This is a genomic window from Streptomyces sp. NBC_00207 (assembly GCF_045160965.1).
Taxonomy (GTDB): domain Bacteria; phylum Actinomycetota; class Actinomycetes; order Streptomycetales; family Streptomycetaceae; genus Streptomyces.
This window is the reverse complement of record NZ_CP130715.1, coordinates 1635044-1648811: the sequence shown is the minus strand read 5'-3', so window position 1 is coordinate 1648811 and position 13768 is coordinate 1635044. Positions and strand designations below refer to the sequence as shown.

Genomic DNA, 13768 nt, shown 5'->3' with positions numbered 1-13768 from the left:
GTCGAAGCCGACGGCCGCCAGCAGGACCAGGCCCTTTTGGTCTCCTGGTGGTACAGCAGTCGCACTCACGCTGACCTGGGAAAACGGCGCTGCGCAAGGCTCTTGGGTGTGAGCTGGTCCGGATTTTGGTCCAAGCGGTCGTCGGGCGGGGAGGGGACGCCGAGTTCCAGCACACCGTAGGCCACGCACCCGAGTGCGACGGCGAACGGATGCTGCCCACCCCTCAGGGCCTGGCGCACATGCCCGGCGCGGTCCGGATGGCCTCGTGGAACGTCCGCCAGCGCCGGCTTCCCGCCTCCAGCTCGTCCCACGCCCGCCAGGGCCCCGACGGCCGAGGCCTGCGGGCAGCTGCCTCCCGGGCCCGTGCCGCCTGAGGCTGCTGTGGCTGCCCGGGTCGTGACCATGCCGGGACCCTTGTTGGGGCAGGGTGGCGACGTCGCCGCCCTGCCGCTGTCCGGCGGGGGTCGAAGACGACCGTGGTCGACTGCGCGACCGCGTTCACCTCGACGTCCAGCACCCTCGGCCGGCGGCCCGGCACGGCAGCGACGGTGTTCTGCTGAGTGGCCCGGACCATGCCCCGCACGTCCAAGACCACCGTGCTGCGCTCCTTGCCCCCGTCGCGCGGCTCGGGGCTCCGCGGGTGCCGCATGCCCGTCCACCTCCCCGATCCGACAGCGGGTCCACTCGGCCAGGGCGCCCACCAGGAGCCTGTGGCCGTCGCGACCGCCGCGCAAGGGCAGAGCAGGCTCCCGGAGAGCGGGCGGTGACTCACGTCCGGGCCGGGGCCGTGCCGTATCGATTGCGGATCACGTGCTGCGCTGGTCGTGGGTGTCCCGGCGAAGCTGGTCGGTGTGGCGGGTGAGGGCGTCGATGCGTTCGGCGAGCTCGGCGTCCTCGGGCCGCAGGTGGGGCCGGGTGTCGGCCAGGGGGCGCACGAGGCGGGCGGTGTCGTTGTGGGCGAGGGCCTGGTTCAGGTCGTCGATGGCGCCTTCGGCGCCGGCGGTCGTGACCTGTCATGGAGCCACCACCCGGACCGTACGGTCCTGCCACTGATTGCGTCCGGCTGTTCCCTTCCTGGCATACGTCGGCGTGTTGGGTGCAGACGCGATCCGAGGCGCGGCCGTTGGTACATTTGGCCGATCATGATGCAGGTGGGAGTTCTCGGGCCGCTCGATGTCCGGGTCGGCGGGCGGCCGGTGACGGTCGGGCGCCGACATGCGCGGACCGTCCTGGGAATCCTCCTTTCGGCCCGGGGTCGAAATGTCCCGGTCGACCGGCTCGTCGACGTGCTCTGGACGCAGCGGACGCCTGCCAAGCCCACCACCTCTCTGCACTCCTACGTCTCCAACCTTCGCGGCATCCTGGAGCCGGACCGGCCCGCCCGTACCCCGTCCCGGATCCTTGTCAGCAGTCCGGAGGGGTACGCGCTGCGGCTTGACGACGACGCCGTGGACGCGTGGCGCTTCGAATCGGCGGTGCGCCGCGCCAGGGCGGTGTCCTGCGCCGAGGCCGGTCCGCTGTTGGACGAGGCGCTCGGCCTGTGGCGGGGAGACGCCTACGGGGAGTGGGGGCCCGGCTCGTGGGCGGACGGGGAGATCGCGCGGCTCGACGAACTGCTGCTCATGGCACATGAGCTGGCGATGGCGAGCAGCCTCGGGGTGGGTCGCCCGCACGAGGTGGTGCCGACCGCGGAGGCACACGTACGCCGTCATCCGCTGCGCGAGGAGGGATGGCGGCTGCTGGCTCTGAGTCTGTGGGCGACCGGGCGACCGGGCGTCAGGGCGACGCGCTCGCGGCGCTGCGGCGCGCGGCCGCCGTGTGCGCCGAGGAACTCGGGCTGGACCTGGGAGCCCGGCTGGTCGAGTTGGAGAGGGCGATCCTCCGCAGCGACCTGGATGTCCTGTCGGCCGCGGTTCCGGCCCCGGCCACCCCGAGCACGTCCATCGCGGTGGTCGAACGGCCATCCCCGAGATCCGTGCCCGTAGTTGGGGTGACCGGTGCGCCAGGCGTACCCGCCGCTGTCGGCAGCGGAGCGGCGCCCGCTTCGCCCGCGCCCTTCGTCGGGCGGCACCGCGAACTGGAGGTGCTGGAACAGGCAGCCGGGGCGGGCCTTGGGGGCGGAGCGGTCGCGCTGGTCGCGGGCGAAGGCGGTGCGGGGAAGACCGCCCTCCTGGCCCGTTTCGCCGATTCACTGCGGGCGCGGGGCTGGACGGTGGTGGCGGGCCGGTGTCCGGACGACGCGGGCGTCCCGGCGGCGTGGGCCTGGACGGAGGCACTGGGTGAACTGGCGCGCCTCCTCACGCCGGAGCACGTGGGGCCGTTGTCCACGCTGATCGACCCTCTGGGCGCCACGGTCCCGCCGCACGGCGACGCTACGGCCGGCCGGTTCCGGCTGCACACCGCGTTCGCCCGATGGCTGGCTTCGGCAGCGGCGCGCTGCCCGCTCGCCGTGATCATCGACGATGTCCACGAGGCCGACGAGGAGACGCTGGCCCTGCTGGGCCGGGCCGCCGGCGTCCAGGGTGTCCCGATGCTGGTCGTGGCCGCCTACCGGCAGGGGCATGCCGACAGTCGTCTCGCACCGACGATGGCCACACTCGCCCGCCGTGATCCCTTCCGCGTCGTACTGACCGGACTCGACGTCACCGAAGTCCGTACGCTCGTGCGCTCGCTCTGCGGCCGGGAGGTGGACGCCGAGGTGGTAGCCGTCCTGGCGGAACGCACAGGCGGGAACCCCTTCTTCGTCGGTGAGAGCGCCCGGCTGCTGACCGCGGGCGGCGACGACGCGGCGCAGGCAGTCGCCCGCGTGCCCGACGGCATCCGCGACGTCGTACGCCAGCGGCTCGCCCGACTGCCCCAGGAAGCCGCCGATGTCGTACGGCTGGCCGCAGTCGCAGGCAGCGAAACCCATGTCGCGGTGCTGCGCGAAGCCTCCGGACTGACACCGGCCGCGGTCGTCGGCGCACTGGAGCTCTGCATCGCGGACGGGCTGCTGACCGAACGGGCCCCCGGCCACGTCTCGTTCACACACCCGCTGCTGCGCGACACCGTCTACGGCGACCTCACCGGACTGCGCCGCGGCCTGTTGCACGGACGACTGGCCGACACCCTCGCCAGTCTGAGACCGGACGACCTGCCCGCCCTCGCCGTCCACTTCACCCGATCGGGTGACCCGGCGAAGGCCCGACAGGCGGTGGCATTCGCGCTGCGTGCCGCCGAACTCGCCGAGCACCGCTACGCGCACGACGTGAGCGTCGACCTGCTCCACCAGGCCCTTGACGCCGCCGAGCTGATACCGGCCCGCGCCGACGAACGGGCCGAGCGCGCGGTCGGCCTGCTCGGCGCCCTGCTGCGTGCCCACGTCCGGGCCGGGTCCGGTGACGCAGCCATCGTCACGCGTCACCGTGCCCTCGAGGTCGCTGAACGGGCCGGTCGTGAGGACCTCGCCGTCGCCGCGTTCACGGCGTGGACCGAACCCACCCCGTGGCTGACACGGAGCCACCAAGGTGTGGACCTGCACGTGGTCGACACTCTGGACCGGCTGATCGTCAGGCCGGGCCTGGCGCCCGCGGACCTCGCCCGGCTGCTGCAGGCGCGGGTGGACGAACTGCCGGAGGATGCCGACGGAAGAGCCCGGGTAGCGGCCGAGCAGCAGCTCGGTCTCGCTCGCAGCGCAGGGGACCCGAACCTGCTCGCGGCCGCCCTCACCACGATGACGAAGCTGCTGCCGCACGAAACGCAGGCCGCTCGGTGCATCCCCGTGGTCGCCGAGTTGCGGGCACTGACCAAGAGGCACGACCTGCCCGCCTACCGGTGGGTGTGCGAGCAGGTGGACGCGATGATCTCCGCCATCGGCAACGATTCGGAGGCCGTCGAGCGCCACGCCCGCCTGGGTCTGGCCGTCGCACGCCGGTACCGCATGCCGGAGGCCGAGGCGGCCAGCCTCTCCACGCTGGCCATGCTCGCCCACGCCCGGGGCCACTTCGCGCAGGGGGAGGACCTGTACGGGCAGGTCCGGGAGCGGCTGGTCCGGCACAACGCCCCGCGCGCCGCCGACCTCCACGCCCGAGGCTTGATCACGATCCGGCTGAGCCAGGGCCGGGTAGCGGAGATCGAACCGCTGGCCCGTACGGTGGCAGCCGCCTGGGGCACGCGCGGCGGAGAGGCGCTGGCGCTGGTTCTCGCTCTCCAGGGCAGGTTCGAGGAGGCGCGCGCGGTCCGCTTCGATCCGGATCCCGTGAAGGACCACTTCTACCTCTCGCAGCTGGAGCCCGAGGCCGGCTACGGCCGGATCAAACGGGGAGACGCCGACCTTGCCCTGACTTGACTACGACTTCATTCCCCAGCCGCCGCCGCGCACACTGCGCCGGACCCTGGTTGCACGGGACCCCGTCGTGGCGGTGCTTCCCGCGGGCCACGAGCTGGCCGGCCGGGAGGTCATCGACCTGGCGAGCCTGACCGGCGAGACGTGGGTCGCCGCGCCCGAGGCCGCGCTGCGGCTGGAGCTGCTTGCCCAGATGGCCAAGACATCAGGCTTCGAGGCCCGACTGGAGTACGAGGGCGACGACTTCAACACCATCCTGGGCTTCGTTGCCGCGGGCCTGTGTGTCGCGGTACTGCCCCGCTTGGCCCTGCCCCGCGGTGTGGCCAATGTTGTCGCGAGACCGCTGGCCAACCCGGAGCTGACACGGTTCATCTACACCGTACGCCTCGACACCCGCCACGCCCCCGAAGCGCTGCTGGCGCTCGAGCGAATGCTGACAACACAGGTCCGGGCAGTCATTGCCTGAGCCCCCGACCAGCCGTTCGGCGGTGCACTGACACATTCGATCATTTGTGAATACATACATCGTGGCGCCCGTCCCAGGGCGGGTGCTGCCGAACAATCGCCCTCGGGAGGCTTCTGGGGAGCTGACCGCTGTCGTGTAGTGACGTGACGCGGAAACCTCTTTCCGCATGAGCGCTGCCGTGATTCGACGTGGCGACATCGTGGCGCTGACTGATCACCGGTCTCGTGGCCGCGAACATGGCAGCCCGGCGTGGGCATGAGCGTCGCCCCCGACATGGACGCCTCGGCGGTGGAGGAACACCGCCGACAGCCGATCACGCCGGTGGGCGGTCGACCTGGACTGGACGAGACCGATCAGGACTGGCCATGGGCATGAAGACCCGATCTCCGCCGGCCACGACCGAGTCGAGCCATGCGCCCGCCACGATGAGTACTCCCGCCGTGCCCGGCCGTCCCTGCCGGCTCGCAACCCGAGGCCCAAGCACGCGCAGGAAACGGGTGGCGGCTGTGAGCGGGCGCATCATGAGGGTGAGGCGTCGGATACGGCCCTCATCGTCGAGATCGAGATACTGGGTCTCTTCCAACCGCAGGCGACCGACATGACCCGCGGCGCGCAGGACCGCGTGCTGTCCTTCCTGGAACTGTGCCTCGTAGTGGATGCCGGTGAACACTTCGAACACGCTCGTCAGGAGTTCCTCGAGTTCACGGTGCCCCCGAAACGTGAACCGGTCCGTCAGCGGCGAAACGAGCTCAACGTCCTCGGGCATAGCGGCTACTGCCGCTCTCGCATCCCCCGCCTCGCCGGCCATTCGCCAAGCTGCGACGTGATCAGTCATGCCATCCCCGCAAGGCGCTCGGCAATGACGAGAGTGCCGGGCGCTGCGCGCCCGCCCGGGCCCGGCTGGACCGAGACGCCCTCCGGATGAACCGCTCCACTGCAGGTACGACACGTGACGAACACCTCTAGGACCTCTCCGCAGTGGTGCCGAAACACGATCGGCGGACCATCCGGCGCGTGCCGGCGGTCGCCCCACTGGGTGAGTGCCAAAGGCACCGTCACGAGCTCCCGTCCTGATGTGGTGAGCACGTAACGGAACCGCTGGGGGCGCGTGGCGTACTCGACTCGTTCCAGCACATCGCCGTCCACGAGTCTGTCGAGCCGATTCTTCAGCAGTGCGCGGGACACGCCAGGGTCGCGGACCAGGTCCTCAAAAGTGTCAATGCCTAGAGAGATGTCGCGCACGACCAGCGGTGACCAGCAGTCACCCATCACATCCAGGGAGCGCGACAGCGAACAGTGGAACGCTGCGAATGAGGCACGAGGGATGGCCACAAACTAGTGCATTCATATTCTGAACGCACTCACGTGCCCGTTCGGCGGCTGCTGCGTCGGGGCAGCTCCTGGAATCGCCATCCCTCACTGGCGCGAGATCCCGCACTTCGCGTGCGACCAATGGTTTGCCCTGAGCTGCATCGGGCGGCAGCTGCCTCGTGGCGTGCTAGTCCTTTCGGCGAGGGCGATGCCGGCACCCCATGGCGGGGATGCCAATCGTCCTGCCGGCGCCCACGACCAGTCTGCGAATACTGTGCCGACCGACTCGTGTGATGATCAAGTGGGAATTTCCGAGTAATACCGTTGGAAAAAAATGACTGCTTATGGTCGTGTTATGTTTGCCGGGCTTTAGCGGCTGTGGGCCGCGGGTCGGCACCAGGGGATCGCCCTTGACGGAGCTGCAGCGGGTGGGTGAGAACCGTGCGCGCCTCAATCCACCGCACTGCTGTGGACCGGGGCGAAGCAGGCTCCGTGGGGCTTTATCCGTCACGGAAACCAGCAATCGGCACGACCGCCGACCATGCCCGAGTAGACCGCTGAGGCAATGCCCGTCGCCCTGCCCCGATTCCGGGCGGGTGATAATGACGAAATGAAATGAGTGGAATGACTCGCCATCAATACCGCTGCTCAGTCCGTTGGTCCGACATGGACGTCTACGGGCACGTCAACAACGCCGTCTTCCTCACCTATCTGGAGGAAGCGCGCAGCGACATACTCGGTGGCCAGGCCGCCATAGCTGGTGTGGACACCTTCACAGCGGGCTGCGTGAGCGCGAAGCACGAGATCGAGTACAAGGCGCCCTTGGAGTGGCGCGAGACGCCAGTCACCGTCGAGGTCTGGGTTACCGGCCTCAGGGCGGTGTCATTCAGCCTCGCCTACGAGGTGAAGGACGAAGGGACTCTGTACGCGAGGGCAGCCTCCACGATGGTTCCCTACGACCTGGAGGGCAAGCGCCCGCGGCGCCTCACCGAGGCTGAACGCGCTTACCTCACGGGATTTCTGACGCAGCAGTGACCGCTTGACCGGGCCGGCCCGGTTCACCCCCGCAGGGGCGACGACCGCTGACATGGGCGACGACCGCCTGCCACGCCCGAGTGGACCCGCTGAACAAGTGCCATCGCCATACCGTGATGCGGGCAGGAAACAACGAAGAAATGAAATGACTCGAATGACATCCCTGCTGCTCGTCCTGGGGGGCCTCGCCGTCTCAATCCGTCCCCGCCCGCGGCTCATCCGTCGTGCTGCGGGATGAGTAGGTCACAACCTCCGATGAGGCAGGACGTCTGACCCGCCTCACTCGCACAAGAAAGAAACAAGTGAAGAATCGCTTTGCCCTCTTCTATGTTGTGTGTCTGTTGAGCCTGAGTGCGTGTTCCACGAATGGTCAGGTAATGCAACCCACCGAGACGTCGTCGAGCACAACTCAGGCGGCACAATACCCGAACACGGATGCAGGTTTCCGGAAGCTGATCATAGCTGCACGTTTTGACAATGATGTGGTGGCTTCACTGGAGCCGAATGCCGCCGACTATGCAGCGGTCTTCGAGCCGGAGTTCGCGGCCAAAGCCGAGAAAATGTACGAAGAGTGGATCTGGTCCAAGCCCACCGCCGCGCTTGACATTGACCCTGAAAAGACCGAAATCAAGGTGGCGAAGGCTACCACAGACGCCATCAGGGATTGGCCGAGTGAGGTTAGCGAAGAATTCCCCGGTGGATACGAGAGGGTGGCCCCTTACCTCAAACCGGGAACGACGATCTATCAGTGGGAGTATCTGGAGCCGGGCGAAGCGCTCGGTATGGCGTACGACGGCATGGCATACGTCAATGGGCGCTGGGTGTGGTTCCCGAAGCCGTGGCGCGCCCTCGACTAGCCTGAGTCGAGCCCGTGTCCACGTGGTGAGGCGCCATTGGCCTCGAGTCTGGGGCGGGGACGCCTACGCGCTGGTCAGTGGTTGCCCCTGGCGGGCGCCCGGTGCCGCCGGCGTCTGCGATCAGTCCGCCCGGGGAGGCTCAGGGCGCCCGGACCGTCGGCGGCGACGAGGGAATCACGGCAGGCAGTGTTCGGAGGGCACAACTTGGCGATGAGGGGAGGCAGTCCGCGCTGTGCGCTGCGCGTTGATCAGGCACCTCATCGACTCCATGGCCTGGGCGGCCGTTCCGCGGACGGGCCCGGTTGGTGGCGGTCGGGTCACACGCCGCTGGTGCGGCAGGCTGGGGTATGGCCCGCGGCGGTGTCGAGCTGTTTGAGCCTGTTTTGTCAGGCCGGCTGAGCTCTGGTCATCGGCAGCAGCGCGGATTCCGGGCACCGTGGAGGCGAGAGACGGGGGATCTACCGCAGCGGCGCGCAGTAAGCATGGCTTATCCAACACGAAGGCGTCTTTATTTGCGCTTACTTCTGTGCGACTGCAGGATTCTGCCGCGGGCAGGAGCGTGAGTCGCACGTGCCACCGCAACCTCTTCGTCGAGCGCGCCCGTGGTTCCCGTGTGTGATGCCTGCTCCGAGTCCGGATATGTCACCTCCCTCACAGTTCGGGCAGATCCGGCATCCCGGGCGGGGGATGACGGGCTGAGAGCACCGGCGGGAGCCCTACGTGCAAGAAGGGACAACGAGTGCACCCACCACCACGGTCGGCCGTTCCTGCACTGTCGGCCGTCGCAGCGGGAGAGTTGCCGCAGTTGACGGCAACTAGCCTGGTGGAGTGGCGACTTGGGCTCCGTCTTCTTCATCGGAGCGGGCGGCGTGCGGGCACCTCGTGAGTGCGTGGGGGACCAGTTCTGACGGACCGTGTCGGTGGCCGGTGCCGGGACAACCAGTGAGTCCGGCCTGTAGCCGAGAGTAGTCATCGACGTCTGGTGGGCTACCTCCAGTCTGTCTCGTGACAGGGGTCCGAACCAGCAGGCGAGGAGACGGCATGCTGTGCCGGCTGCCGGATTGATGCGATCTGTCGCCGAATTCTCTAAACAGTTGAGCGTTTGACCTCTGATGTTCACGCTTTACCTGTCAAGTGCCCAGAGGCACGGCCTCGGGCCCCACCGATTCAGAAGCGAGTCGAGCATGGTGCGTGTCCGTTCATCCTTGACACAGCTGCCCGCCTATGTCCCGGGCCGCAAATTGCCCGGTGCGGTAGTGCTGGCCAGCAACGAATCCCCCTACGGGCTGTTGCCCGGTGTAGCCGCAACGCTTACGGAGCTGGCCGGCGGCGTGTCGAGGTACCCCGACCTGAGCGCCACTTCCCTCGTGCGGGCGATAGCCGGGCACCACGAGGTCGAGCCGGAGCGGATCGCGGTGGGCGCCGGATCCTCGGAGGTCTGCGGACAGCTGCTGCACTCGGTCGTCGGCTTCGGCGACGAGGTCGTCTTCGGATGGCGGTCCTTCGAGGCGTATCCGATTCTCACGGCGGTGGCAGGCGGTGTGGCGGTACGGGTCCCGCTGCGCGACCATGCGCTGGACCTCGACGCCATGGCCGCGGCGATCACCGATCGGACCCGGCTGGTCTTCGTCTGCAACCCAAACAACCCCACCTCCACCGCGGTCGGTGAGCGGGCGCTCCTCGACTTCGCGGACCGTGTCCCGGAAGACGTGCTGATCGTCGTCGACGAGGCCTATCGTGAGTACGCGGATCCGGCGCTGGTCCCCGATGCCCTGGCCCTGCTCGGCGACCGCCCCAACGTGGTGGTTCTGCGGACGTTCTCCAAGGCCTACGGACTGGCGGGACTGCGCGTCGGCTACTGCGTGGCGCCGCCGTGGATCGCCGCTCATGTGCGCAAGGCGCAGGTACCGTTCAGCGTCAGCGCCCTCGCGCAGGAGGCCGCCGTCGTCGCCCTCGGCGAGCGCGCGGAAGTCGCCCGGCGGGCCGCCCTCACGGTCGTCGAACGGGAGCGCGTGACTCTGATGTTGCACGCGCTGGGCTTCGAAGTCCCCGACTCCCAGGCCAACTTCGTGTGGCTACCGCTTGCGGACGAGAGCGCTGACTTCGCCGTCCACTGTCTTGGCGGGCACGTCGTGGTCCGCCCGTTCCTCGGGGAGGGCGTCCGGGTGACGATCGGACTGCCGCAGGAGAACGAGGCTTTCCTCGATGTCGCCGCGACCTGGAGAGGCTGAAGGCCGTGCGCCCTGGTCCTTATGAGCGGCATCGCGAACTGCTTCAGCAAGCCGTGCGGGCCCTCGCCGCCGGTGAATGCCGGCGGCCCTTCACGGAGGCGACCGGACAGGATGCTGCCGACGCGGGGATGAGATCGGTCCGAACAGCTGGGAAGGTCTTCGGCTCCCTGCTGGGACGGCCCTTCGATCTCGACCAGCCCGGCGAGCTGGGCCGGGTGTGCACCGAGTCCTCGCCATACGGGATCGGCATGGGCATCAGTTACCCGCGATGCGACCCCGCAGCTCTGGTGGCGGCTGCCGCTCAGGCGACGGCCGGGTGGCGCGCAGCCGGGCTCCGCCGACGAGCCGGGCTGGCCGTGGAGATACTGCGCCGGCTGAACACTCGCAGCCATGAGCTGGCCCTTGCGGCGCAGCACACCACGGGGCAGCCGCCGCAGGCGGCGTTCCGGTCCGCGGGGCCGCGCGCCCAGGACCGTGCGCTGGAGGCCGTGGCCCTTGCCTTCGCGGAGTCGGAGCGCGTTCCGGCGGACCTGAGCTGGGAGAGCGGCCAAGGGACCCAAGGGAGCGGGCAACCGTCGCCGATGCGGGGCACCAGCACCCTGGTGCCCCGCGGAGTGTCGCTGCTCATCGGTTGCCCCGACTATCCGCTCTGGAACGGCTACCCGGGTCTGTTCGCCAGCCTGGTGACCGGCAACCCGGTGATCGTCGCCCCGCATCCGCGTTCCGTGCTGCCGCTGGCCATCACCGTGCGCGTCGCCCGGCAGGTGCTGGCGGAGGCCGGCCACCCACCGGACATCGTGACCCTCGCGGTGGCGGAACCAGCGGAACGGCTGCACGAGAGGCTGGCCACGGACCCGGGGGTGCGCATCGTCGACTTCACCGGATCGGCGCAGTTCGCCGGCTGGCTGAAGGAACACGCCCGCCAAGCCGCCACGTTCGTCGACCGGACCGGCCTGAACACGGTGATCGTCGACTCCACCGGTGACTACCGGGATCTCGTGCGCGGCCTGGCCCACTCCCTGTGCCGGTGCAGCGGCACGGTCCGCACCACGCCGCAGAACATCCTGGTGCCGACGACGGGCATCGCGACCGATGAGGGGCACAAGAGTCTGGGGGACTTCGGCGCCGACCTGGGCGAGGCCGTGGACCGCCTGCTCGGGCATCCCGCACGTGTGGCCAGGCTGCTGGGCGCGATCGCCAGCGATACGGTGCGGGCGGGGCTGGCGGAGGCCACGCGGTACGGCACCGTGCTCCATGCCTCCGGAGCGCTGCGCCATCCGACTCATCCGGCCGCCGATGTGCGCAGCCCCCTGCTCGTCCGGCTGGCGGCGCAGGACGAACGGATCTACGCCAGGGAGTGGCCGGGGCCCGTCTCATTCCTTGTCGGTACCGACTCGACGTCGCACAGTCTGGCGCTCTTCCGCCGCACGGTGGGCCGCCACGGGGCGTCGTACGCCACCGTGCACTCGACCGACCCGCTGGTGCTGGCGGTCGCCGAGACGGCAGCACTGGACGCCGGGGTGCACCTGGTGCAGAACCTCGCAGACGACTTCCCCGCGGACCCCTCCTCAGCGGGCGCGGATTTGCCCCCCGAGGGCGCCCACTTCGTCACCGGGCGGTTCCGGGTGGTGCGGTCTCGGCAGCATGCGGCCGGGACCGCCCCGGCTCCTGTCGTGGAGGCGGCCCCGAGACCGACCCCCATCGGGGCTGCGGAGTCGCCTCGGGCTCCGGCGCCGGCCGCGGGTTCCGCTGCCGCGCTGGTCGACGTCTGAGTGACCGAGCGGTCAGGCAGTCCAGTGCGTCCCGCGTCCCCGCACCTCGTCGAAGACCAGCCAGGTACGGGTCGAGCGCACTCCCGGTACCGCCTGGATGCGCTCCAGCACGACCCGGCGCAGCACCGAGTTGTCCGGAGTGCGGACCAGCACCAAGACGTCGAAGTCGCCCGCAACGAGGGTGACGTGCTCGACGTAGGGGATCTCGCGCAGTTCCCGGGAGGTGTCCCGCCACGCATTCTGATCGATCGTCAACGTCACGTACGCGCTCGTGCCGAGGCCGGCCCGCTGCGGATTCAGCTGCGTGCTGAAGCCCGTGATGACCTCCTCGGCCATCAGCCTGTTGATACGCGTGTACGCGTTGGCGCGCGAGATGTGCAGCTTGTCTGCGAGCGCCTTGATCGACACCCGGCCGTCGTCGAGGAGCCCGGCCAGGATGTGCCGGTCGGTGTCGTCGAGCCGGACGGCAGTTCGTCCGGTCATGGACTCCGCAGGTGTGTTTTGCTCGGACACTTTGCCCTCCTAGAGCGCGTCGTTCGGCAGTCCGTCGCTGGTTCGCCTGAAACCTTGAACAGATATTCCGCAATAGCGACGATACTCGCGTCAAGTGTCCAGAGAAAGTGAGTGGCCTCCATGCCCGTGAAGAACCTTCGCCAGACGGTCCAGGGCCTCCTGCCGTCCCTCACGCCGGTGCGGTTCGTGGCCGAGGACGGCACGCCGGTGGCCAAGCCCGCGCCCGGCTACACAGAGCCTGCGCCGGAGGCGCTGCGCGAGGCCTACCGGCGGATGGTCGTGGGACGCCGGTTCGACACCCAGGCCACCGCGCTGACCAAGCAGGGGAGGCTCGCGGTCTACCCGTCCAGCCGCGGCCAGGAGGCCTGCCAGATCGGCGCCGTGCTCGCGCTGCGCCCGGACGACTGGCTGTTTCCGACCTACCGCGACTCCGTGGCCCTGGTCGCCCGGGGCATCGACCCCCTTGAGGTGCTGACGCTGCTGCGCGGCGACTGGCACTGCGGATACGACCCGGCCGCCACCCGCGTCGCCCCCCAGTGCACCCCGCTGGCCACTCAGGTGCTGCACGCGACCGGCATGGCGGAGTCGTTGCGGCGCACAGGTGGAGACGGTGTGGCGATGGCCCTCGTCGGGGACGGGGCGACCAGTGAGGGGGACTTCCACGAGGCGCTGAACTTCGCTGCCGTCTTCCGCGCGCCGGTCGTCTTCTTTGTGCAGAACAACAAGTACGCGATCTCCGTGCCGCTGGCCCGGCAGTCCGCGGCCCCCGCCCTCGCGTACAAGGGCATCGGACACGGGATGCGTTCCGAACAGGTCGACGGCAATGATCTGGTCGCCGTGCTGGCGGTGCTGACCGCGGCGGTCGAGCACGCCCGTGCCGGGCACGGACCGGTCCTGGTCGAGGCGCACACCTACCGCATGGACGCGCACACCAACGCCGACGACGCGACCCGTTACCGGGACGCGGCGGAGGTCGAACGGTGGAGTGCCGCCGATCCGGTCAGCCGTCTTGAAACGTACCTGCGGGCCCGCGGCGCCCTCACCGACGAGGATGTCGCGGCGGTGCGGGAGGAGGCCGAGACCCTGGCGACAGAGCTGCGCGGGGGCATGAACGAGGAGTCCGTGCCTGATCTGCTGGAGCTCTTCGACCACGTCTACGCCGAGCCGACTCCGCAGCTGCGCGAACAGCGCGCCCTGCTGGCGGCCGAGCTGGCTGAAGACGCCGCTTCCCCCGCACTCGACACTCAGGAGAACTGACG

Annotated in this window: 11 protein-coding genes and 1 pseudogene; 8 read left to right on the top strand and 4 right to left on the bottom strand. The window is 69.3% G+C overall.

Annotation, left to right across the window (positions count from 1 at the left end):
- Positions 1-806: 806 nt before the first annotated feature.
- Complete coding sequence (locus tag OG472_RS08120) at positions 807-935, bottom strand: hypothetical protein (RefSeq protein WP_405828699.1); 129 nt, start codon at positions 933-935, stop codon at positions 807-809.
- Positions 936-1142: 207 nt separating this feature from the next.
- Here OG472_RS08120 and OG472_RS08115 point away from each other — a divergent pair.
- The 3 genes and pseudogenes from OG472_RS08115 to OG472_RS08105 form a co-directional block, all read left to right on the top strand.
- Positions 1143-1712: pseudogene (locus OG472_RS08115) on the top strand (BTAD domain-containing putative transcriptional regulator); the annotation flags it as partial.
- A gap of 41 nt (positions 1713-1753) precedes the next feature.
- A complete protein-coding gene (locus OG472_RS08110; protein ID WP_405941224.1) occupies positions 1754-4327 on the top strand; it encodes an ATP-binding protein in 2574 nt (857 codons plus the stop codon).
- A 10-nt stretch (positions 4328-4337) separates the two neighbouring features.
- Positions 4338-4790, top strand: coding sequence for a LysR substrate-binding domain-containing protein (locus tag OG472_RS08105; RefSeq protein WP_386089089.1), 453 nt, complete (start codon positions 4338-4340; stop codon positions 4788-4790).
- A gap of 313 nt (positions 4791-5103) precedes the next feature.
- Here the strand turns inward: OG472_RS08105 and OG472_RS08100 are convergent, their stop codons facing one another.
- Positions 5104-5556 carry a hypothetical protein gene (locus tag OG472_RS08100; RefSeq protein ID WP_405941223.1) on the bottom strand — a complete coding sequence of 151 codons (453 nt, stop codon included), beginning with the start codon at positions 5554-5556 and terminating at the stop codon, positions 5104-5106.
- A 65-nt stretch (positions 5557-5621) separates the two neighbouring features.
- On the bottom strand, positions 5622-6059 hold the full coding sequence (locus OG472_RS08095; protein ID WP_386089092.1) for a winged helix-turn-helix transcriptional regulator: 438 nt from the start codon (positions 6057-6059) through the stop codon (positions 5622-5624).
- Between the two features lie 666 nt (positions 6060-6725).
- Between OG472_RS08095 and OG472_RS08090 the strand changes: the two genes are divergently transcribed.
- The 4 genes from OG472_RS08090 to OG472_RS08075 all read left to right on the top strand — a co-directional run bounded on the left by OG472_RS08090 (position 6726) and on the right by OG472_RS08075 (position 11996).
- A complete protein-coding gene (locus OG472_RS08090) occupies positions 6726-7136 on the top strand; it encodes a thioesterase family protein (RefSeq protein ID WP_030302928.1) in 411 nt (136 codons plus the stop codon).
- A 377-nt stretch (positions 7137-7513) separates the two neighbouring features.
- Positions 7514-7993 (top strand): hypothetical protein, encoded by a 480-nt coding sequence (locus OG472_RS08085; RefSeq protein WP_405941222.1) that lies wholly within the window; start codon positions 7514-7516, stop codon positions 7991-7993.
- A gap of 1184 nt (positions 7994-9177) precedes the next feature.
- Entirely contained in the window at positions 9178-10224 is a 1047-nt protein-coding gene (locus OG472_RS08080) for a histidinol-phosphate transaminase (RefSeq protein ID WP_405941221.1), read from the top strand.
- Positions 10212-11996, top strand: a complete 1785-nt coding sequence (locus tag OG472_RS08075; RefSeq protein WP_372499805.1) for an aldehyde dehydrogenase family protein — start codon at positions 10212-10214, stop codon at positions 11994-11996. The genes OG472_RS08080 and OG472_RS08075 overlap by 13 nt, the downstream gene beginning before the upstream one ends.
- 12 nt (positions 11997-12008) lie before the next feature.
- Here OG472_RS08075 and OG472_RS08070 read toward each other — a convergent pair whose 3' ends face one another.
- On the bottom strand, positions 12009-12479 hold the full coding sequence (locus tag OG472_RS08070) for an Lrp/AsnC family transcriptional regulator (protein WP_030302939.1): 471 nt from the start codon (positions 12477-12479) through the stop codon (positions 12009-12011).
- A 150-nt stretch (positions 12480-12629) separates the two neighbouring features.
- On the opposite strand from OG472_RS08070, the gene pdhA reads away from it, so the two are divergent.
- A complete protein-coding gene (pdhA, locus tag OG472_RS08065) occupies positions 12630-13766 on the top strand; it encodes a pyruvate dehydrogenase (acetyl-transferring) E1 component subunit alpha (RefSeq protein WP_252308838.1) in 1137 nt (378 codons plus the stop codon).
- The last annotated feature ends 2 nt before the right edge of the window (positions 13767-13768 follow it).

What these genes read in the sequence shown, in the direction of transcription:
- OG472_RS08100 (WP_405941223.1), bottom strand. Translation starts at nt 5,556, where the DNA reads ATGCCCGAGGACGTTGAGCTCGTTTCGCCGCTGACGGACCGGTTCACG.
- OG472_RS08095 (WP_386089092.1), bottom strand. Translation starts at nt 6,059, where the DNA reads ATGGGTGACTGCTGGTCACCGCTGGTCGTGCGCGACATCTCTCTAGGC.
- OG472_RS08085 (WP_405941222.1), top strand. Translation starts at nt 7,514, where the DNA reads ATGCAACCCACCGAGACGTCGTCGAGCACAACTCAGGCGGCACAATAC.
- OG472_RS08080 (WP_405941221.1), top strand. Translation starts at nt 9,178, where the DNA reads ATGGTGCGTGTCCGTTCATCCTTGACACAGCTGCCCGCCTATGTCCCG.
- OG472_RS08090 (WP_030302928.1), top strand. Translation starts at nt 6,726, where the DNA reads ATGACTCGCCATCAATACCGCTGCTCAGTCCGTTGGTCCGACATGGAC.
- OG472_RS08070 (WP_030302939.1), bottom strand. Translation starts at nt 12,479, where the DNA reads ATGACCGGACGAACTGCCGTCCGGCTCGACGACACCGACCGGCACATC.
- pdhA (WP_252308838.1), top strand. Translation starts at nt 12,630, where the DNA reads ATGCCCGTGAAGAACCTTCGCCAGACGGTCCAGGGCCTCCTGCCGTCC.